This window comes from Halopseudomonas yangmingensis (assembly GCF_900114825.1).
Classification (GTDB): Bacteria; Pseudomonadota; Gammaproteobacteria; order Pseudomonadales; family Pseudomonadaceae; genus Halopseudomonas; species Halopseudomonas yangmingensis.
The window spans coordinates 168,836-189,871 of the sequence record NZ_FOUI01000003.1 but is presented as its reverse complement, the minus strand read 5'-3'; the positions used below and the strand labels follow the sequence as shown (position 1 = coordinate 189,871).

Sequence of the window (21,036 nt, the reverse complement as noted above, 5' to 3'; positions counted from 1 at the left end):
ATGGCGCCGTAAAGGTGCAGCTTTTCCATTTGCAGCGAGCCAGTCAGACATGGCGCAAACACTCCACGACAATCTCACACCCCGTCACTCGGTTGTCTTCAATACCCTGCTGGCTTTTGTGGTCATCATCAGCGTGTCCCTGCTTAGCATGCTTGGCAGCCTGTACATGGCCGATGCCCTACAGGGTGACGCGGCAGCCCTGAACCAGGCTGGCAGTCTGCGCATGCAGTCCTATCGACTGGCAATGACCGCCCGTAGCGGCGACATGCAACAACTTGACCGACATATCGCCAAACTTGAAGAAACCCTGGTCGCCCCTGCCTTGCAGTCCGCCCTGAGCCGCCATAGCCGCACCGAACTCCCGGCGCGCTACACGCTGGCAGTCGAGCACTGGAAAGAGGTCATGCACCCACTGATCAGCGTCCGCCCACCACGTATTGACGACTACCGCGAAGAAGTAGGCAGCTTCGTTGATGAGCTGGATGCACTGGTCAAATCACTTCAGGAAGCCTCCGAGAGCCGGCTTGAGGTGATACGCGGCCTGCAGGTCGGCACCCTGTTTATCATCGTGATCATTGCCTTCCTGCTGATCTACGGGCTGCACAACAACCTGGCAACGCCGCTGCGCACCCTGACAGCCATAGCCCGGGACATTGGGCGCGGGCAATTCAACCGACATATCCGGGTAGACGGTGATACCGAGCTCAGCCTGCTGGCGCGCACCATCAATCAGATGAGTCAGGAGCTGGCCGGCCTGTACGCGGATATGGAAGACAAGGTGCATGCCAAGACGCTGGAATTGCAGCACAGCAATTCCAGCCTGCAATTGCTTTTCGATAGCGCGCGAATGCTATACGGACAACCCGATGACCCTAGCCAGATCATGGGTCACATGCTGGCCAAGGTACAAGGTGTGCTGGGCTGCGGTCCTATTACGCTGTGTCTTAACCAGCCTTCCGAAGCCGGCAGCCATACTGCCATGACCTCCCAGGACATGTTGCCGCCCAATTACTGCAACCTGCCCAAATGCGACAGCTGTCCTGCCCTGCAGGATAATGGTCAACTTCCCGACGGCCGCCAGTTGCTCAGTTTCAGCCTGCGCTCGGGACCAACCGAGCTGGGCAGCCTGCGGGTAGAACAGCGGCGCGGCCATGAACTCGACAGCTGGCAGAAACAGCTTCTTGAAACCCTCGCCGACCTGTTCGCCGCCTCGCTGAGCCTCTCCCACCAGTCGCGCCAGCAAGCCAGCCTGGCGCTGATGGAAGAGCGCGCAGTGATTGCCCGTGAACTGCATGATTCGCTGGCGCAAGCGCTGTCGGCACAGAAACTGCAACTGGCACGCCTGCGCCGACAGATGCTTAAGGATTGCAGCAGCGAGGAGCTGGGCGCCACCCTGGAGCAGATCGAGCAGGGGCTGAATGCCGCCTACCGGCAGTTGCGCGAGCTGCTCACCACCTTCCGCATCCAGGTCAATGCCCCCGGTCTCAAGCCGGCGCTGCTGGCCACCGTGCAGGAATTCAGCCAGCACTCGGGCGTAGCCATTGAACTGGACTACCGGCTGGATCACTGCCCGCTGACCCCCAACGAGGAAATCCACTGCCTGCAGATTATCCGCGAGGCCCTCAGCAATGTGATCAAGCATGCACAGGCGAGCCGCTGCAATATCCAGCTGCAGCAGGACAGCCATGGCACCATCGATATCCGCATCGAGGATGACGGCATCGGCATCGGCGAAGCCATCAGTCCTGGCGGCCACTATGGTCTGAGCATACTGCACGAGCGCGCCGCCAGCCTGCACGGCACGCTGGCCATCAGCAACCGCAATGTACGCGGTACTCGCGTCTGGCTGCGCTTCCCGCCACAATACCGGCACATTCCCCTGGTACAGGAGACCACCCCATGACCGACGCGGAGATCACCCGCATACTGCTGGTGGATGATCACCCGATGATGCGCCGCGGCCTGCGCGACCTGCTGGAGCTGGAAGACGACCTGAAGCCGGTCGGCGAGGCTGGCAGTGGCGAACAGGCGCTGGAGCTGGCCGACAGCCTGGAACCGGACCTGATTCTGATGGACCTGAACATGCCCGGCATGGACGGTCTGGAAACCGTGCGCTGCCTGCGTCAGCGCGGTGTGGATGCACGCATTATCATGTTCACCGTCTCGGATGATCAGGGGCACGTGCTCGAGGCCCTGCGTAACGGAGCCGATGGCTACCTGCTCAAGGATATGGATGCCGAACAGCTGGTCGAACATATCCGCCTGGCCGCCCATGGCAAACTGGCACTGAGCCCCGAGCTGACCATGGTGCTGGCGCAAGCCATTCGAGAGCGCCCCAAGTCCGCCCAGCAAAACCAGGCAGTCGCTCTGACCAAACGCGAAAAGGACGTGCTCAAACTGATCGCCAAGGGCTACAGCAACAAGATGATTGCCCGGCGTCTGGATATCACCGAAGGCACCGTCAAGGTCCACGTCAAGCGCCTGCTCAACAAGCTGGGGATGCGCTCGCGAACCGAAGCGGCAGTCTGGGTTGTCGAGAACAATCTGCAATAAAAAACGGGCGCTGTCACCAGCGCCCGAATACCTGAGATTTTCCCATGAAACGGGAGCGCCACAAGGCACTCCCCAGCCCGGTTACAGGCTGTACTGCAGTTGCAGCCAGAGTTTGTCGGTATCCACTGTGCGACCGGCCACAGCATTACCCTGCTTGCTGTCGTAGCTGGCATACTTGACCAGCGCCTGAAGCCCTTTAACGCCAGGCACTGCCCTGCCCCAACCAAGGTTCACTTCGTTGCCATAACGCTGGCTGCCCTTGTCAGCACGGAAATCGTGATACCACGCCTGCAGGCGACCACCGAGCACCGGGTAGCTACCGCCAATCCAGGCATCGGTAATACCTGCTGCCGGTGTGGTAAGGAACACATCAGCCCAGCCCTGGAACATATGCCTGGTGGCCAGCGGGGTCTGGAAGGCACGGTTGCCCGTACGGTTATCACCGCCCAGCACCTCATAGCCGGCCTTGACCGCCAGATCGGCAAAATTGGTACCGGCTTCAACCAGATAGTACTTGCTGCTGAGGTTCAGCGGATTGTCCGCCCAGTCACGCTGACGCGCATACTCGGCAGCGTAGTCCCAGCCCTGCACCTTGCCGGCCACCCGCACACCGGTGGTCTTGCTGGATTGTGCTCCATTCTGCAGATTATCCAGCCCCAGGCGGTACTGGTACAGGGTCACTGTAGCCTCAGGGCGCAGCTGGTAGCTGGCATTCAGCAGGTGGCTGTGGCCTTCGATATTCGCCGGGTTATTAGGGAAGTTGTTGGTGCCATCCGGACCAAAAATACTGTTGACCTGATCGATATAGCCATAGGTCAGGGTCAGTCCGTCCAGCGGCTTCAGTGCCAGCAGCGCACCGTCGTAGGTCTGTTCGTTCTGCCGCCAGGCCACACCACCGACAAAACGCTGGTTGTCCAGGTTGATGCGCTGGCGGCCCACAGTAGCCTGACCCAGTTCATGGGTATAACGCAGCAACGCCTGATTGATCTCAGTACCATCCGGGTCAGCCACCACGGAGTATTGTCCCTGGCGGTTGCGGGTAGAGTTGTACTTCATATCGCCAATACGGCTGACATTGTCTGCCTCAATCAGCGCGGAGAAACCGGCAAAGCTACCGGTCTGGTAACCGATCCGGGTACGCAGGGTCTGGGCATTGGCATTGTTCAGGGCATTATTCTGGTCTACATGCTCATAGCGATAGCGCATATCCAGGGAAGCTTTGCCATCGGCGAACAGCTGCGACGGTGATTCGGCGGCCAGGGCCGGCACGGCAAGACTGCAGCCCATCAGGGCAAGGGTCAGTTTACGCATCAGGCATACCTCGGTGTGGTTGGCTTGGGTGAGCCACCGATACATGCCTGGTGGCTCGTCAGTCTATTGACTGCTTCTCGTTGAGGGTGTCGACAATCCGCAACAGCTCGGCTTCCAGTTCATCAATCTGGGCTTCGCTGCAATCCTCGCCGTAACGCTTGCGTACACCGAAATCGCTCAAGGTCAGATGCACATCCGCCTGCACCTCACAGCCTTCCAGACAGGCCTTGGCACAATGCAACATGCATCCATCGATGGCGATAATCCGGCGGCCGGATTTCGCGTCCTTCACCAGCTTTGGCACCTTGCCACCAACTCCGGCAATACAGGACATCTCTGCCTTGCCGGCGCGGTCCAGACGTACTGCCAGCGTGTTGGCCAGTTGCGCCACGTTGGAGCAACCGGAGCAGGAGTAGATCAACGGCAAGTCCTTGCGGACCATGGCAACCCCCTTGCGTTCAAGTCTCGTTGCAGCCTGATGATCAGGCCTTGATGACTGTCAATATTCTGTAACACTTGGCTGTCGCAATTTGTCGCACCCTCAGAGCACAAACTCAGCAGTACGCTGCTGCAGTGTCTGCATACTGCCAATGATGCCCTGACTGCTTTGCTCCACCTGCTGGGTCGCGGCAACGGCCTTGTGCGACACTTGGGCAATCCGGCTGAGCGACTGGTTCATATCCTCGGCCACCTGCGACTGCTCCTCTGCCGCAGTGGCTATTTGTGTCGCCATACCACGGATTGACTGTACCGCATCGACAATTGGGAGGTCGCCAGCATTTCATTCATCGCCGTGGCGACCTGATCAATTTCCGCCTGCTGCCCCTGCACGTCACTGGCACTGCGGGCAGCCGCCTTGCCCATCTCGGCACTTTGTTGGCCGGCTTCATCGGCCGCCAGACGCACCGCACGGATCATGCTGCCGACCTGCTCCAGCAACTGGTTGTAGGCCAGCGTGATCTGGCCCATTTCATTGTCGGGATAACGTGCCTGCAGGGAGCGGGAAAAGTCCCCACGACTGACATCCTCCAGCCGGTGACGCAGCTCATCGATCTGTTTCATCAGCCAGCTCATGCCACACACCCGACTGAGAACCACCAGCAGCAGTATACTCAGGGTTGCCAGCAGCGATACCCAGCGCTGGATCGCCGCCAGGCGGTTGTTCTCCGCCGCCATCAGGGTGACTGCCGCATGCATTTCACTGAGCAGGGCCTCGGACTCGCTGCTGACCTGGCCCAGTCGTCCCAGCTCACCCCCGGCCAATGCCAGTACCGCCGGCCGGTAGCTTTGCCAGAGCCGATCCACCGCCTGCAGGTGCGCCAATGCCTGCGGCTTGCTGACCGCCGGTTGCCCGGTGGCGGCATCGCCCTGCAACAACTGCCGGTGTACCTGATCAAAACGCTGCACGGTCGCCTGCAGGGTCGTCACCGGCATCAGCCCCTGCTGCACCAGCAGACTTTCCTTGGCCATTTTCTGGCTGAGCATGCGCTGGGCGCCAGCCCGATCAATCTGCCCGGCATCGCGCTCCAGCAAAAACAGCACACCGACCGTAGTCGCAGCACAGACAAAAATCAGGCTATAGGAAAAAAATGAACTGCATGTTGATGCTGCGCAAGCCAAGCAAACGCAGCAGCTTTTGTATCAACGAGGCCAGAGCATCCATCATGGTGCAACTCCTTCAACCAACTAACGAATGTCGGCTGGCCCCATCGCTGTTGCCGCCGACGCTTTAGCCAGCCCTTGGCTTGAGGGCCTGGCTGGATTGTTTGGCACGCTGTGCCGTTACCTCTTCGCGGGCGGCCTGCCCCAAGCAGGGTCAGCAGCTGCCACAGGCGTGGCGGTAGCTGATCCGGGTCCAGACTGTCCATCAGGTTCTTTACCGCCAGCCCCAGATCAGTGTCGCCCTCGATCACCAGCCGGCGCCGGAAGAACAGCGTATCCGGATCTTCCTGACGGCTGGCCAGCAGCAGAAACTCGCGCCAGTTGCCCTTGATGCAGACATCCACCGGTGCCTGTTTTGCCAGGCGCAGGCCACGCAGATCACGGGTTACGCACCAGGCCAGACCAAGATCCAACACCTCCAGACGCAACCAGCGGCCCTGCAATACATCAAACTCACCCTCCTTCAACGGCTGGGCAAACAGATGCGCCATCACCCGCTCCAGCACCACACGCTGCAACAGGAAGGGTACGTGCTGCCCCAGTGGCAGCAAGGGATCACCGGCACGTAACGCCAGTTTGGCAAGCTTCAGCATAGACCAGCCTCCTCAACACGCAGCATTCCGGGTTTGCCATGCCAGTAACCGTTACAGCCATCCACCGCCAGCGGTGCCGGTTGACCACGGCGTACCTGATCAAAGGCCTGAACTACCGACTGCATGTCCTCGGCCCGCGGGCTCAGGCGCAGCAGGTCGATACCCAGCGCCTCGATGCGCGGGTACTCGGCCAGCAGGTTGCAGGCATCCGCTGACATGGTCTGGATGCCATTGATGGTGAACAGCGGCTGGTTTTCCTGACTGTGCAGGGGCAACCCGTCCGGGTAATCCTGACAGATGAAACCGCAGTCATCCTTTGGCCGGTTTTCCGCCCGTGCGGTAAAGCAGCGTGCCGAGTAGGCCAGCGGCAACTTGCCCCAGGCAAACAGCTCGATTTCCGGCAGTGTGATACCTGCTTCGCGGGCCTGCTCGATCAGGTGTCCGATCAACTCACCGGAGCATTCCACCGGCGGTACCCAGCGGCGCATGCCAGCCTCGCAAAGCTCCTGCATGGCATAGGCGTTGTAGATATTCAGTGCCGGACCGCCAACAAAGCTGACACCATTCTGACTGAGGCGCTGAATCGCACCCATGTCGTTGGCTTCAACGGTGATCTCGCCGTTGTCGCACAGTCGGCGCAGACTCGACAGCTCGGACGCCGCCTCGATCAGCGCCAGTCCGGACACCACCACCTCTCGCTCAGGGTTCATCTGCCGCAGTTCGCGGGCCAGCCCCAGCCAGTCGTCCAGCGACAGCGCCCGGCGCTTGGAGCACACGGTTTCACCCAGGTAGATGACGTCCAGTGGCTGCTCCGCCATGTCGGCGTAGAAATCCATGATTTTCTGCCGGTCCCAATAGAACAGGATGGGACCCATAGTCAGTTTCAACATATCAGGCCCTCACTGCCAGGCACGGTGGTAGGCACCCAGGGTGGTCTGGCTGCCCTCGGAGACATTTGCCAGCACATCACTCCAGGCCGGATCAACGGCAAAGCGTTGCGGGTTGGCCTTGTAGCTGTCCAGCGCCTTGCGCCAGGCCCCGGTGACCTGCTCGACATAGGCCGGACTGCGCTGACGGCCTTCAATCTTCACCGCTACCACACCTACCGCATCCAGTTGCGGAATCAGGTCCATGGTATTCAGACTGGTCGGCTCTTCCAGCGCATGGAAGCGCTTGCCATTGACCATAAAGCGGCCCTTGCACAGGGTCGGATAACCGGCCGCCTCGCCATCTTCGTAACTGTCAATCAGCACTTCGTTGAGACGTGAGGTGAGCCGGCCCGGCTCCTCCTGCCAGCGCACCGCACTGGCCGGCGAGCAGACACCGCAGAGGTTCGGCGACTCGCCGGTAACATAGGACGACAGGTGGCAACGCCCCTCGGCCATGATGCACAGGCTGCCGAAGGCAAACACTTCGATTTCCACCGGACTGCCAGCGGCTACCTGGCGCACCTGGTTCATCGACAGCACACGCGGCAGTACCGCGCGCTGAATGCCATAGCGCTCATGATAGAACGCCAGCGCTCCGGCATTGGTCGCCGAGCCCTGTACCGACAGGTGCAGGCGCAGGTCTGGATGATGCTTGCTGGCATAGGCGAGCACACCGGGATCGGCACAGATCAGCGCATCCACACCCAGATCGGCGGCACGGTCGACCGCCCGCTGCCAGCGCTTCCAGCCATCCGGCAGGGCGTAGGTATTCACCGCGATATAGAGTTTGCGGCCCTTTTCACGCACCAGTTGCAGCCCCTGTTCAAGCTGCTGGTCGGTAAAATTCAGGCCGGCGAAATGACGGGCATTGGTGTCGTCACGAAAGCCGGTGTAGATGGCATCCGCACCCTGGCGTACGGCGGATTTGAGGGCAGGCAGGCTGCCTGCGGGACACACCAGTTGCATGGGGACTCCTCACTCGGGATGTACAGGACAGCCGGGTAGTCTGCCGCAGGGCGCCCGGCAGTTCCTTGACCGTCATCAATGCCCGGGTCTGCCGGCCGCATCGACAACCACTATCCGGCCCCCAGCATGCGCCGCTGACGACGGCAGTCCCATTCCCCCTTGGGGGTAGCCGAACGGGGCATTGGTGGGCCGCAGGCAAGAAAAAACCCGGCACCTTGCGGTACCGGGTTTTTCCGGGTCACTGGTGTGACGGGCTGCTTACATCATGCCGCCCATGCCACCCATACCACCCATGCCGCCCATGTCCGGCATGGCCGGCTTCTCTTCCGGCAGCTCGGCGATCATCGCCTCGGTGGTGATCATCAGGCTGGCCACGGAAGCGGCGGCCTGCAGCGCGCTACGGGTGACCTTGGCCGGATCGAGGATACCCATCTCGATCATGTCGCCATACTCACCGGTCGCCGCGTTGTAACCGAAGTTGCCTTCGCCGGCCTTGACCCGCTCCAGCACCACGGCCGCTTCTTCACCGGCATTGGTGACGATCTGGCGCAGCGGCGACTCGATGGCACGACGCAGCAACTTGATACCAACATTCTGGTCTTCGTTGTCACCCTTCAGGCCTTCCAGCGCCGCCAGGGTACGTACCAAGGCAACACCACCGCCAGGTACCACGCCCTCTTCCACCGCCGCACGGGTCGCGTGCAGAGCGTCTTCAACGCGGTGCTTCTTCTCTTTCATTTCCACTTCGGTGGCCGCACCGACCTTGATTACCGCAACACCGCCAGCCAGCTTGGCCAGACGCTCCTGCAGCTTCTCCTTGTCGTAATCCGACGTGGTCTCTTCGACCTGCTTGCGGATCTGCGCCACACGGGCTTCGATGTCGGTTTGCGCGCCGGCACCGTCGATCACGGTGGAATTGTCCTTGTTAATCTGTACCCGCTTGGCCTGACCCAGGTGCTCAAGGCCGGCGCTTTCCAGACTCAGACCAACTTCTTCGCTGATCACGGTACCGCCGGTGAGAATGGCGATGTCCTGCAGCATGGCCTTGCGACGGTCACCAAAGCCCGGGGCCTTGACCGCAGCGACCTTGACGATGCCACGCATGTTGTTGACCACCAGGGTAGCCAGGGCTTCGCCTTCGACGTCCTCGGCAACGATCATCAGCGGACGGCCGGACTTGGCGACAGCTTCCAGAACCGGCAGCAGCTCACGGATGTTGGAGATTTTCTTGTCGACCAGCAGGATGAACGGGTTGTCCAGCTCGGCGGACATGGTTTCCGGCTTATTGACGAAGTACGGAGACAGGTAGCCACGGTCGAACTGCATGCCTTCAACCACCGACAGTTCGTTGTCCAGACCGGAACCTTCCTCAACGGTGATCACGCCTTCCTTGCCCACGCGGTCCATGGCTTCGGCAATGATCTTGCCGATGGAGTCGTCGGAGTTGGCGGAAATGGTGCCAACCTGGGCAATCGCCTTGGAATCGGCGCAGGGCTTGGACAGGTTCTTCAGCTCGGCAACCACGGCCGCAGTGGCCTTGTCGATGCCACGCTTCAGGTCCATCGGGTTCATACCGGCGGCAACCGCCTTCAGGCCTTCGGTAACAATCGCCTGGGCCAGAACGGTAGCAGTAGTGGTACCGTCACCGGCGTCGTCGTTGGCACGCGAGGCAACGTCCTTGACCAGCTGGGCGCCCATGTTCTCGAACTTGTCCTTCAGCTCGATTTCCTTGGCTACGGACACGCCGTCCTTGGTGATCATCGGCGCACCGAAGCTGCGCTCGATCAACACGTTACGGCCCTTCGGACCCAGGGTAGCCTTGACCGCATTGGCCAGGGTGTTGACGCCGTCGAGCATCTTGTTGCGACCGGAAATACCGAATTTGACTTCTTTGGCAGCCATCTTTGCTTTCCTTCAATGAATTCGTTCGTTGGGATCTGGTGCGGAAACGGCTCAGCCTTCGAGGATGCCGTAGATTTCCGACTCGCTCATCATCAGCAGCTCTTCGCCATCGATCTTGATGGTGCTGCTGCCGGAATACGGGCCAAATACCACCTTGTCGCCTTCCTTAACGGCCAGTGCGCGCACCTCACCGTTATCCAGCAGACGCCCGGTACCCACAGCAATCACCACGCCGGTGTTGGGCTTTTCTGCGGCAGAGCCCGGCAGAACGATACCGCCAGCGGTCTTGGTCTCTTCTTCGCTGCGACGAACGACTACGCGATCGTGTAACGGACGGATTTTCATCGTTATGAGTCTCCCACTGTGAATGTCATTGGCCGGCAACGCCGGCATTTCGTTGATAAAGGGGTCTTGCGACCCGAGGACCGGCCCGCAGGCCGCGTCACTGTCCTGTGCAGCCCGCCGTGGCGAGCCCGCTGATGAACAAGTGAGGCCTAGATGGGGCTGGCCGGATGCATTTCAAGGGCCGGATGAAAAAAATTTCAGTCGCGATCGATGCGCGGGCCTGACGAATCACGCGGCTCGGCGCTGCGCCATTCACCCTCGATAATGGTGTGCTCGCCGCGCTGCCAGACCTGCGGCCCGCCCGGCTCACCCGGGCCTGGCCGGTTGCGATTGCGCCAGGCCAGCAGCAGACAGGGCAACGCCAGCGCATCGGTGATCAGCCCGGGAAACAGCAACAGCAACCCGGCCAGCACGCCCCACAACCCGGCCTGCAAAATGCCGAACGGCGAACGCTCCTGGGCCATGCGCTGCTGCACCTGCTGCAACATGCTCCAGCCCTGGCGCTGGATGATCAGCACCCCGAGCAGACCGCTGGCCAGCACCCACAACAGAGTCCAGGCCACCCCGACCCGCTGCCCCAGCAGAATCAGCGTGGCCAGCTCGATCAGCGGCAACAGCAGCAGCAAAAAACGCACAAAGGCCATGGGCACCTCAACGGTATTGGCAAAATCCCTAGATGGGGGAAGCCCCGCGACTTTTCAACCCCGAAAACCAGTCAAAAGGTGACCAATAACGCGTGACGGGCCTTCTCAACAACCATCACTCTGTTGCAAGCTTGCGCCCCGACGCATTTGTTCAACCGTGGCTATGAGGAGTGCCCAGCAATGCAACTGAAAGACAGCGTGATCATCATCACCGGCGGCGGACAGGGCCTTGGCCGCGCCATGGCCGAATACCTGGCTGGCCGTGGCGCCCGCCTGGCACTGGTCGATCTTGGCCAGGAACGCCTCGACGACGCGGTTGCCGCCTGCCAGGCCGCCGGCAGCGACGCCCGCGCCTATGTTTGCAACGTAGCCGACGAAGAGCAGGTCAGCCATATGGTTGCACAGGTCGCCAGCGACTTCGGCGCCATCAACGGCCTGATCAACAACGCTGGCATCCTGCGCGACGGCCTGCTGCTGAAGAGCAAGGACGGCGAGATCCAGAAAATGAGCCTGGCCCAGTGGCAATCGGTGATCGACGTCAACCTGACCGGCGTATTCCTGTGCACCCGCGAAGTCGGTGCAAAGATGATCGAGCTGGGCAACCAGGGCCTGATTATCAATATTTCCTCGATCTCCCGCGCCGGCAACATGGGCCAGTCAAACTACTCCGCCGCCAAGGCCGGGGTTGCCGCGATGACCGTGGTCTGGGCCAAGGAACTGGCACGCTACGGCATCCGCGTGGCCGGCATCGCCCCCGGCTTTATCGAGACCGAGATGACCGGCAGCATGAAGCCCGAAGCGCTGGAAAAGATGTGCGCCGGCATACCGCTCAAGCGCATGGGCAAGCCCGCCGAAATCGCCCACTCGGCCGCCTACCTGTTCGAGAACGACTACTACACCGGTCGCATTCTGGAACTCGATGGCGGCCTGCGGCTTTAAGGCAACGCTGATCAAACAGGAATTGTGACAACGCGAGAAGCGCCGACCTGTTCTGGACACGCTGTAAATACATCCTTGTACGCTCGGCGATGCCCATCCAGGGCATCGACGGTCCAGAACAGGTCGGCGCTTCTCGCGTTTCGACGCAGTTATGCGACCCGACTACCAGTTGATTCCCATGCCCAGCCGATAGCGGCGATAGTTGATATCGCTACCATCGGTGGCATTCAGGTAATCCCAGTCGGCAATCAGGCTCAGGGATGCCCAGCTGTTAAGTAGATAGCGCAGGCCCAGCTCGGCATCCACCGACCAGCGAATCTCGCTGGCATCGGGTATCAGTGTCTCCGCCGTGTGGTACAGCTCGAAGCGCTTGCCGAACAGAAAGCGCCGATAATCCCATTCCAGCGCCAGCGCGCTGGCATGCCAGGCGGAGCCGTCTCGCCGATCCAGCCGCAAATGTCCAAGCCGTGCCGCCGTTTCAAAGTGGCCCAGACTGTTGTTCCACCACTCATAACCCGGCCCCACACCCAGCTGTCGACGGCGTGCCACCTCTTCCAGAAAATCACGCCGGTAGCCCAGACTGGTCTGCCAGAACCACTTGTCCGCAAAAAACCAGCTCAGATCGTACTCTGCTTCCCAGACATGCCGGCTTTTCTGCTCGTTACGAAAATCCCGCTCGAACTCGTAGCCCAACTCATGCCGCCAGTCGCCATGCCGCGCCTTGGTATCGACAGAAATATCCAGATCACGGGTATCGCTATCCGCCTGCTTTACATCCAGCGCCGCTGCTGCCTTGCCGCTCCACTGCCAGTCCTCGATCAGCGGACGCGGCTCAAGCAACTGACGAATATCGCGCAGGGCCAGCGATTGCACGGCGCCGTTCACCAGCAACACCTCGCCAGGGGTCTCGCTGGCACGTAGCGAGAGCGCCCGTTCAGCGTGATCATGTGTTTTTATCAGCAAGCCGCGATCACTCTCCAGGGTCCGGATACGACTGACACTGACAGTCACGGTACCAGCCAGCTCGGTGGCCATCACCAGACGACCGCCCTCGATCAACTCGATACGGCCGCTCAGACGATCCCCATTGTCCAGCCACACGGTATCGGCGAGACTGTGGCCGCTGAACAGACAGATCAATATGAAAAACCAGGAACGCAACAGCATGTTTACCCCCAAACGGCTAGCGCCGGCCATTATCCATGCCGCAAAGCCCCTTGTCAGTGCCAACCGTTGAGGCGGCTGACCAGCCACAGCAGCGTTTTATGCTGGTGCTGTCACAGATACCACCCGGACGCGTGTGCAGTTACGGGCGTCTGGCCGAGTTGGCCGGACTCGGGCGTGGTGCCCGACTGGTGGCGCGCTGGCTTGGCCAGTTGCCGGCGGGCAGCCGCCTGCCCTGGCACCGCGTGGTGAATGCCCAGGGTCGCATCAGTCTGCCCGCCGATCACCCATCCCATGCGGAACAACTGCAGCGTTTGCAGGACGAAGGCATAGTGCTGCGCAATGGCCGTATCGACCTGCGTCGCCATGGCTGGCCCGACACCCACTGATTGAATTGCCACGGAAGCTCCTGATGCACGATAGCGCCACTCCCCATGCCCGCCCCGAAGGCCTGCGCGTTTACCTGCGTCCGCGGGTGATCGGCATGCTGTTCCTTGGCTTCTCCGCCGGCCTGCCGCTACTGCTGGTGGGCGGCACCTTCAGTGCCTGGCTGCGCAGCCTGGGTATCGAACTGGCGGCTATCGGCTTTCTCAGCTGGGTCGGCATGGCGCATTCGATCAAGGTGCTCTGGGCACCACTGGTCGACCGCGCGCCACTGCCACTATTGAGCCGCTGGCTGGGTCGCCGGCGCAGCTGGATGCTGCTGGCCCAGCTGTGCATAGGCACGGCCCTGCTCGGCATGGCACTCACCGACCCACGTGACAACCTGACTCTGGTAGCGGTATTCGCGGTGCTGGCGGCCTTCGGTTCGGCAACCCAGGACATCGCCATCGACGCCTACCGGGTCGAAGCCGAGGCGCGTCATCGTCAGGCCGCGATGGCTGCTACCTACGTTGCCGGCTACCGGGTTGCGGTGCTGGCTGCCGGTGCCGGCGCCCTGCATCTGGCACACATCCAGGACTGGGGTCTGGCCTACGGGGTAATGGCGCTGCTGATGGGTGTCGGCGTACTAACCACCCTGCTGATTAGCGAGCCCGAGGTGCATGTCAGCCAGACCACTGCGCGGCTGGAGCAACGGGTTACCGATTATCTGGCCAGCACGGCACATGCCGGCTGGCGCCGTTCCCTGACCGCCTGGTTTATTGGTGCGGTGGTCTGCCCGTTTGCCGAGTTCCTGCAGCGTTACGGCAAGGCCGCCATCATCATCCTGCTGTTTATCGGCTGCTTCCGGGTCAGTGACATCTTTATGGGGGTGATGGCCAATCCGTTCTACCTGGACCTGGGCTTCACCAAGGCACAAATCGCCAATATTGCCGCCGCCTTCGGCCTGGCCATGACCTTGGCCGGTGCCGCCATTGGTGGCGTGCTGGTAGCGCGCTTCGGCATTGCGCCTATCCTGCTGTTTACTGCTTTTATGGCCCCGGCGACCAACCTGACCTTTGCCTGGCTGGCCGGTATCGGCGCTGAACAATACGGACTGGTAATCGCCATCATCGCCGACAACATCACCGGCGGGCTGGCGATCTCGGTGTTTATTGCCTATCTGTCGAGCCTGACCAACAGCGCCTACACCGCCACTCAATACGCCCTGTTCAGCTCGCTGATGACCCTGCCCGGCCAGTTTGCCGCCGGCTTTACCGGCGTACTGGCCGAGCATGTGGGCTGGGAGATGTTCTTCGTGGTCACTGCCGCCACCGGACTGCCGGCAATCCTTCTGGCCTTCCTGCTGCTGAAGGTGGCCCACCCGGACCACACACAGCGGCCCGGGATTCAAGGCTGAACCTGTCAGTCCTGGTGTTGTACCAGATGCACGGTCCGCTGCGGGAAGGGAATGGTAATGCCGTTGGCATCGAAGCTTTCCTTGGCCTGCTCCTGAATATCCCAGAACACACCCCAGAAGTCCTCGGTCCGGGCCCACATGCGCAACGACAGGTTCACCGAGTTGTCGCCCAGCGAAGCCAGCCAGACTACCGGCTCCGGGTCCTTGAGCACACGCGAGTCAGCCTGGGCAAGCGCCAGCAACAGCGAGCGTGCCTGCTTGACGTCGTCGCCATAGTCAATCCCAAGATTGATATCGACGCGGCGGGTCGGCTGGCGTGAATAGTTAACGATATTGCCATTCGACAGGCTGCCGTTGGGCACTATCACGGTCTTGTTGTCCGGGGTTTTCAGTACCGTGTGGAAAATCGAGATGGTATCCACGGTACCAGCCACACCCTGGGCCTCGATGTACTCCCCAGCCTTGAACGGACGCAGGAACAGGATCAACACGCCGCCGGCAAAGTTCGCCAGACTGCCCTGCAAGGCCAGGCCAATCGCCAGACCGGCGGCACCCAGCACGGCAATGAACGAGGTGGTCTGCACACCGACCATGCCGGCCACACTGATCAGCAGCAGCACCTTCAGGCCCATGCCCAGCAGGTTGCCGACGAAGCCGTGCAGGGTGCGATCAATATTGCGCTTTTCCATAAGCGCCAGCGCCCTTCCAGTGATACGGCCGATGATCCACCAACCGACCAGCAATGTCAGCAACGCCAGCAGCAACTGGCTACCGTATTGCAGGATTAATGGCAGCCAGGCGTCCTGCAACTGCTCTACCTGAGTTATCAGATCGTCCATCGTCTTTCCTCCGGATTATCGCCCTGAAAAAGAAAAGGGCGGACAAGTCCGCCCCTTTCAACACGGGCATTTTGCGAGTTCATTCGCGAAAATTATCGAACTGCAGCGGCATGCCCAGTTCTGCACCACGAAGCAGGGCAATAACCTCCTGCAGCTCGTCACGTTTTTTCCCGGTGACCCGTACCTGGTCCCCCTGGATTGCCGCCTGCACCTTGATTTTCGACTCTTTGATCAAGGCCACGACCTTCTTTGCCAGCTCCTTGTCGATCCCCTCACGCATCAGCACATCCTGCTTGACCACCTTGCCGGAAGCAAAATGCGGTTTGATCTCCAGACATTGAATGTCTATCTTGCGTTTGATCAGATTGTTACGCAGGATCTCAAGCATTTGCTCAAGCTGGAATTCGACCTCTGCCGTCATCTGCACGGTCAACTCCTTGTCCTTGAACTCGAAGCTGCCCTTGCCGCGAAGATCGTAGCGACGGTCGAGCTCCTTGATCGCATTGTCGACCGCATTGGTTACTTCGTGACGGTCAAGTTCGGATACCACATCGAAAGATGGCATGGAATTACCTCAAAAAACGATTTGTCTGGTCCCAATCGACCAATAAGCGTTTAAGCTTGGCATTATAACGATATTGCCCGTAAAGCGAAAAACGGGCCCCCTGGCAAGCCGGAGCCTTGCAATGCTCAACCCACAACTCAGTATTCTGGTTGTTGACGACACTAAATTCAGCAGCGCAGTCATCGGGCACACCCTGACCCAGGCAGGCTACCGCAACATACGCTTTGCCGCCTCGGCCATGGCAGCGCTTGAAATGCATGCCCAGCAACCGGCCGGCATCATGATTGCCGACTGGCTGATGCCTGAAATGGATGGTCTGCAACTGACCCAGCGCATCCGCCAGAACGACGAGCAAAGCAGCCACTACACCTATGTCATCCTGCTTACCGCCCGCGAAGGCAACAACGCCTTGCGGGAAGCCTTTGATCGCGGCGTCGACGACTTCATCAGCAAGTCAGCCATGAGCGAGCAACTGCTACCGCGCATCTATGCTGCCGACCGCACCTCGCTGCTGATCAACCGTCTGCTGGATGACAACCGGCACCTGACTGAAAGCCTGGCACTGTTAGAAGACAACAACCTGATCGATCCGGTAACCGGGCTTGGTAATCGTCGCTACCTTCTGCAACGTCTGGATAGCGCGCTTCGCAGCGTGGATTCGCGCGGCGGCGCCTGCAGCCTGCTGTTGATTGGCCTGCAGAACCTTCCTGAACTGGATGAACGGCACAGCCAGGGTGTTATTGAAGAATTGCTCAAGGGTGTCACCCGACGCATACAGCAACTGCTGCGCCCCTGCGACGTAATCACCCGCATCAACAACGACACCTTTGCCCTGCTGGCAATCGCAGACAATACCGAAGAGCTCAAGCCCGGCAGTTTTCGCCGATTGCATGACGGCATCAACCTGAAAGCCTTCAAGACCAGCGAGGGCTATCTGACCCTGCGAACCGGCTTGGCGCTGTGCAACCTGCCCGGCAACAGCGAAATAGCGGATACCTCCCGCTTGCTGGCATCCCTCGAAGACCAGCTGAAAGAGGCCTATAGCACCGGGCTGATTAGCGAACTGCGCTGGCCGCCGGCACCTGCCTTGCAGGCATGATCTACATTCTCGGGGCTGGCAGCCTCGGCTTGCTGTGGGCGGCACGGCTGGCTCGCAAAGGCCAGTCTGTGACCCTGCTTGTGCGTGACGCCCGACAACAGCGCCTGTGGCAGGCAGCAGGCAACCGGCTGGAACTTCAGCAGAACGGCCAAACGCAATCCTTCCAGGTAATTACAGAGCACCTGTCCGGGCACCAACCGATTGATTATCTGCTGGTCTGCACCAAGGCCACCGACAGTCTGGCGGCAGTCCAGAGTTTGCGTCCCCGTCTTGCTCCCGATTGCGAAATACTCCTCATGCAGAATGGTCTGGGCAGCCAGCAGGCAATCAGCCGTCTGCTGGCGCCGCACCGTGTTCTCTGGGCCAGCGTAACCGATGGTGCCTGGCGAAACGGCAGACACCGGGTGGTCTGGGCAGGAGCTGGCCAGACACTGATCGGTGACCCGCAGCAAGGCCCGCCTGCTGGCTGGCTGAGGCAGTTCGACGGCAGCATCGACTGGCTATGGGTGGATGACATAGAGCAGCGTCTGTGGCTGAAGCTCGCTGTCAATTGTGCTATCAACCCTTACACAGTGCTGTTTGACTGCCATAACGGCGAGGTTCCCCTGCACGCCGGCGCCGAACTAGACGCTGTGATCCTTGAACTGCAGAGCCTGTTGCAGCATCAGGGTCTGTCGCTGACGCCCGCCGCACTCGGCGAGCTGGTTCACAGCGTGATAGTCAAAACCGCCGCCAACAGCTCATCCATGCGCCAGGATGTGCATGCCGGTCGACAAACCGAGATCGACTACATTCTTGGCCATGCGCTGCGCCAGGCCCGCCAGCACGGATTGCGCACGCCCTTGCTGGCCGACCTGCATTCCCGGCTCCGTACACACCTGCAACAGGCCGGCATCCCGACAGGATAAGAACAGGCTGTCACCACGAGGATTTTCCGGCTAGTCTTGCACGCCAACGCAAGAACTGGAGAGCATCATGGGGTTCAGAGTAAGCAAGGTATACACCCGCACCGGTGACCGCGGCGAGACCGGGCTGGCAGATGGCAGCCGGATCGCCAAGCAGCATCCGCGCATCGAGGCCATGGGCGATGTTGATGAACTGAACAGCCAGCTTGGCATGCTGCTGGCCGAGATGAACGAACAGGGACTCTCCGAGCTGGCCGAAGCGCTTCAACCTGTCCAGCACCGGTTGTTTGATCTGGGTGGCGAGCTGGCCATCCCCGGGTACGTCACACTGGGCGAGCAGGACAGCAACGATCTGGAAAACCTGATTGACGACTGGAACGGTGAACTGGAGCCACTGCGCGACTTCATTCTACCCGGCGGCTCGCGCATCATCGCCCAGGCCCACCTGGCCCGCAGCCTGTGCCGCCGCGCCGAACGCCGGCTACTGGCAGTGGCTGCAGATGCAACGCAACAGATCAATCCGGCAGCCTGTATCTACCTCAACCGCCTCTCGGACCTGCTGTTTGTAGCAGCCCGCCTGATCGGCAAGCGTCTGGGCACCCCGGAAGTACTCTGGGCTCCGCGTCGCAATACAGAGCCCAAAAGCTGATCACACCTTGAAGGCGCTGATGATTTCCTGCAGCTGGCGAACACGCTCACTCATCTGCTGACTGGACTGCTCGGCACGCAGGGCACCCTCGGCAGTCTGCTCGCCAGCCTGGTTGATCTCGACAATATTCTGGTCAATATCATTGCTCACTGCGGTTTGCTCTTCGGCCGCGGTAGCAATTTGCTGACTCTGGTCAACGATCTGCCCGACTGCTGCCAGAATGCGCTGCAGCGCCTCCTGAACGCGGTGTGACTGATCCACCGAAGCGCCGGTCAGATCATGGCTGGCACCCATCGCCTTTACGGCAGCACCGACGCCGGACTGCAGGCGGCCGATCATCTGCTCGATCTCCTCGGTTGACTTGTGGGTGCGCTGGGCAAGCGTGCGAACCTCATCAGCCACCACGGCAAAGCCTCGACCCTGCTCACCGGCTCGCGCCGCCTCGATAGCTGCATTGAGCGCCAGCAGGTTGGTCTGCTCCGCCACCCCCTTGATCACATCCAGTACCTGGCTGATCGAGGCACTGTCAGCCTTCAACTGGTTGATCACCTGCACCGAGTTCTCGATCTCGCTGGCCAGCCGGTTGATGCCACTCACCGAAGACTCGACCAACCGTTGGCCATCCAGTGTCTGGTCATTCACTTCACCGGCACTGGACACCGCCATTGCGGCACTGCGTGCGACCTCCTGGGAGGTTGCCGACATCTCGTTCATGGCAGCCGCAACCTGCTCGATCCGGCTGAGCTGGGCGGAAACAGCCTCGCTACTGCTGGTGGAAATGCTCTGCACTTGCTGCGCCTGCTCACCCACCTCAATGACCGTCTGGCTGGCCTGGGCAATCAGGTTGCGGATACGCGCCACAGTGTTGTTGAAATGGCTCGCCAGATCGCCCAACTCGTCACGGCTGTCAACCTCAATATTGACGCGCATATCCCCGGCAGCCACTTGCTCCATCAGCACAGAGAGTCGGCTGAGGGTTCGCCGTGTAGCCATGTAGAAACCGGCATACAGATAGATAATCAACAAGGTTACCAGTGACAAGGCGAGGATCAGTAGCGTCATGGCGCGCGTGTTTTGGGCCAGGCGCTGCTGCAGCAAACCATCAAGCACACTGAGGATGTCACGATTCATCACATAGGTCTGGTCGATCTGCCCGGTGACTCGCTGGAAGAACTGATCCCAGGTACCTTCCAAGGTGTCAGCCATGACCACTTCGTCCTCAAACATCATCGCTGCTGTAGCCAGTGTTTCAAGGCTGGCATTAGCCACACCCTGCAAGGATGAGAGCCGCTGATCAGAAAAGGTTGCATTCAGTACCTGGGCATAATCGGTAGACAGCGCCTGCAGAGCTTCAATGAGATCATCCATCTCACGACTGGCATCGGAATTCAGGTAACCCACACCTGTCGAGTAGGCGCCTACCGCTCGGCCATGGCCGAGCGTAGAAGTAACCCGTGGCGTGACATTGATCAGCAGATCGGAAAGCTGGCGTACATTGCGGTCGAAGTCTTGCGGTAATCCGGCGAAGGCAGCACCGAAGGTGTAGAGGGAAGTCATCTCGTTGTAGGCCTGGACAGACATCGGCGCACGGTTGCGGGAAGACTCTTTGCCGATTCTCTGCTGTGTTTCCAGCAAGGTATCACGCAAGGCCAGCAAGTCAGCCTGGCCAGCATCGCCTACATCCAGCGGCAGGGCTTGCAGGGACGCGACAACATGCTCGCGCAATTGCTGGCTCTGGCGCTCGATGGTCTCGGCGTACTCACCCTGACCGAGAATGAAAAGCACTGCATCAAGATCGCGCAGCGTCTCGGCATCACGCACCAGCTCCATGCCCTGACGCACCAGCTCCATACCGTCCAGGGCGCGCTGGGTAACCTGTACACGCTCCCATGATTGCTGCACCAGCATGGCGCTGATAATCCCCAGAGGGACGAAGAACAACACACTGATCAAACTGAACTTCATGCCATAGGACAGTCGGTTCATCAGCGCAATAGCCGGTGCCAGAATTGTCTTCACGTGGTTACCCCTGAGAGCTGCAAGGCGCACATCCCGGCCGGACAAGGCAACGCTGCCGGACGACGCTGTATTTTTATAGTGATGCCACCCTGGCGTAGTTCGGCCTCCAAAGCCGTCATCAGTCATTATCGGCGCACCGAACAAGGACTTGACCGATTGTAAACCGGCCAGC

General features: G+C 60.4%; 21 protein-coding genes and 1 pseudogene. 8 read left to right on the top strand and 14 right to left on the bottom strand.

The features are described 5' to 3' along the window. Positions 1–49: 49 nt before the first annotated feature. Together BMZ23_RS05000 and narL are read left to right on the top strand one after the other, a co-directional pair. A complete protein-coding gene (locus tag BMZ23_RS05000) occupies positions 50–1,903 on the top strand; it encodes a histidine kinase (protein ID WP_245748121.1) in 1,854 nt (617 codons plus the stop codon). A 44-nt stretch (positions 1,904–1,947) separates the two neighbouring features. Continuing rightward, the gene (narL, locus tag BMZ23_RS04995) at positions 1,948–2,553 is read left to right on the top strand and encodes a two-component system response regulator NarL (RefSeq protein WP_425431659.1); all 606 of its coding nucleotides are present in this window, start codon (positions 1,948–1,950) and stop codon (positions 2,551–2,553) included. Between the two features lie 81 nt (positions 2,554–2,634). Here narL and BMZ23_RS04990 read toward each other — a convergent pair whose 3' ends face one another. From BMZ23_RS04990 to BMZ23_RS04950, 10 genes and pseudogenes are all read right to left on the bottom strand, one after another. After that, complete coding sequence (locus BMZ23_RS04990; protein ID WP_093473669.1) at positions 2,635–3,864, bottom strand: alginate export family protein; 1,230 nt, start codon at positions 3,862–3,864, stop codon at positions 2,635–2,637. 58 nt (positions 3,865–3,922) lie between these two features. Further along, a complete protein-coding gene (locus BMZ23_RS04985; protein WP_093473531.1) occupies positions 3,923–4,306 on the bottom strand; it encodes a putative zinc-binding protein in 384 nt (127 codons plus the stop codon). A 99-nt stretch (positions 4,307–4,405) separates the two neighbouring features. Then, a complete protein-coding gene (locus BMZ23_RS15140) occupies positions 4,406–4,555 on the bottom strand; it encodes a hypothetical protein (RefSeq protein ID WP_245748120.1) in 150 nt (49 codons plus the stop codon). A gap of 26 nt (positions 4,556–4,581) precedes the next feature. Then, on the bottom strand, positions 4,582–5,406 hold the full coding sequence (locus BMZ23_RS04980; RefSeq protein ID WP_245748119.1) for a type IV pili methyl-accepting chemotaxis transducer N-terminal domain-containing protein: 825 nt from the start codon (positions 5,404–5,406) through the stop codon (positions 4,582–4,584). A gap of 257 nt (positions 5,407–5,663) precedes the next feature. Next, positions 5,664–6,119: pseudogene (gene ubiT / locus BMZ23_RS04975) on the bottom strand (ubiquinone anaerobic biosynthesis accessory factor UbiT); the annotation flags it as partial. After that, entirely contained in the window at positions 6,113–7,006 is an 894-nt protein-coding gene (locus BMZ23_RS04970) for a U32 family peptidase (RefSeq protein WP_093473667.1), read from the bottom strand. The gene BMZ23_RS04970 and the pseudogene ubiT, both read right to left, overlap by 7 nt. 12 nt (positions 7,007–7,018) lie before the next feature. Then, the gene (ubiU, locus tag BMZ23_RS04965) at positions 7,019–8,014 is read right to left on the bottom strand and encodes a ubiquinone anaerobic biosynthesis protein UbiU (protein ID WP_093473529.1); all 996 of its coding nucleotides are present in this window, start codon (positions 8,012–8,014) and stop codon (positions 7,019–7,021) included. 258 nt (positions 8,015–8,272) lie between these two features. Next, the gene (gene groL / locus BMZ23_RS04960) at positions 8,273–9,916 is read right to left on the bottom strand and encodes a chaperonin GroEL (protein ID WP_093473527.1); all 1,644 of its coding nucleotides are present in this window, start codon (positions 9,914–9,916) and stop codon (positions 8,273–8,275) included. A gap of 51 nt (positions 9,917–9,967) precedes the next feature. Further along, positions 9,968–10,261 carry a co-chaperone GroES gene (locus tag BMZ23_RS04955; protein WP_093473525.1) on the bottom strand — a complete coding sequence of 98 codons (294 nt, stop codon included), beginning with the start codon at positions 10,259–10,261 and terminating at the stop codon, positions 9,968–9,970. Between the two features lie 197 nt (positions 10,262–10,458). Further along, positions 10,459–10,905: an FxsA family protein gene (locus tag BMZ23_RS04950; RefSeq protein WP_093473523.1), complete on the bottom strand. Its 447-nt coding sequence runs from the start codon at positions 10,903–10,905 to the stop codon at positions 10,459–10,461. 180 nt (positions 10,906–11,085) lie between these two features. Between BMZ23_RS04950 and BMZ23_RS04945 the strand changes: the two genes are divergently transcribed. Then, on the top strand, positions 11,086–11,844 hold the full coding sequence (locus tag BMZ23_RS04945; RefSeq protein WP_093473521.1) for an SDR family oxidoreductase: 759 nt from the start codon (positions 11,086–11,088) through the stop codon (positions 11,842–11,844). Between the two features lie 162 nt (positions 11,845–12,006). Here the strand turns inward: BMZ23_RS04945 and BMZ23_RS04940 are convergent, their stop codons facing one another. Beyond that, positions 12,007–13,011 carry a DUF481 domain-containing protein gene (locus BMZ23_RS04940; protein ID WP_177197220.1) on the bottom strand — a complete coding sequence of 335 codons (1,005 nt, stop codon included), beginning with the start codon at positions 13,009–13,011 and terminating at the stop codon, positions 12,007–12,009. Between the two features lie 98 nt (positions 13,012–13,109). Between BMZ23_RS04940 and BMZ23_RS04935 the strand changes: the two genes are divergently transcribed. After that, complete coding sequence (locus BMZ23_RS04935; protein ID WP_245748129.1) at positions 13,110–13,397, top strand: MGMT family protein; 288 nt, start codon at positions 13,110–13,112, stop codon at positions 13,395–13,397. Positions 13,398–13,420: 23 nt separating this feature from the next. Next, the gene (locus tag BMZ23_RS04930) at positions 13,421–14,788 is read left to right on the top strand and encodes an AmpG family muropeptide MFS transporter (RefSeq protein ID WP_093473515.1); all 1,368 of its coding nucleotides are present in this window, start codon (positions 13,421–13,423) and stop codon (positions 14,786–14,788) included. 5 nt (positions 14,789–14,793) lie between these two features. On the opposite strand, the gene BMZ23_RS04925 is transcribed toward BMZ23_RS04930, so the two are convergent. Together BMZ23_RS04925 and BMZ23_RS04920 are read right to left on the bottom strand one after the other, a co-directional pair. After that, the gene (locus BMZ23_RS04925) at positions 14,794–15,627 is read right to left on the bottom strand and encodes a mechanosensitive ion channel family protein (RefSeq protein WP_093473513.1); all 834 of its coding nucleotides are present in this window, start codon (positions 15,625–15,627) and stop codon (positions 14,794–14,796) included. A 79-nt stretch (positions 15,628–15,706) separates the two neighbouring features. Then, complete coding sequence (locus tag BMZ23_RS04920; protein WP_093473511.1) at positions 15,707–16,192, bottom strand: YajQ family cyclic di-GMP-binding protein; 486 nt, start codon at positions 16,190–16,192, stop codon at positions 15,707–15,709. Between the two features lie 121 nt (positions 16,193–16,313). Between BMZ23_RS04920 and BMZ23_RS04915 the strand changes: the two genes are divergently transcribed. The 3 genes from BMZ23_RS04915 (at position 16,314) to BMZ23_RS04905 (ending at position 18,845) form a co-directional block, all read left to right on the top strand. Further along, positions 16,314–17,291: a GGDEF domain-containing response regulator gene (locus BMZ23_RS04915; protein ID WP_093473509.1), complete on the top strand. Its 978-nt coding sequence runs from the start codon at positions 16,314–16,316 to the stop codon at positions 17,289–17,291. Then, complete coding sequence (locus BMZ23_RS04910; protein WP_093473507.1) at positions 17,288–18,199, top strand: 2-dehydropantoate 2-reductase; 912 nt, start codon at positions 17,288–17,290, stop codon at positions 18,197–18,199. Before BMZ23_RS04915 ends, BMZ23_RS04910 begins: the two co-directional genes overlap by 4 nt. Positions 18,200–18,266: 67 nt before the next feature. Further along, positions 18,267–18,845: a cob(I)yrinic acid a,c-diamide adenosyltransferase gene (locus tag BMZ23_RS04905; RefSeq protein WP_093473505.1), complete on the top strand. Its 579-nt coding sequence runs from the start codon at positions 18,267–18,269 to the stop codon at positions 18,843–18,845. On the opposite strand, the gene BMZ23_RS04900 is transcribed toward BMZ23_RS04905, so the two are convergent. Then, positions 18,846–20,864 carry a methyl-accepting chemotaxis protein gene (locus tag BMZ23_RS04900; protein ID WP_093473503.1) on the bottom strand — a complete coding sequence of 673 codons (2,019 nt, stop codon included), beginning with the start codon at positions 20,862–20,864 and terminating at the stop codon, positions 18,846–18,848. Positions 20,865–21,036: the final 172 nt, after the last annotated feature.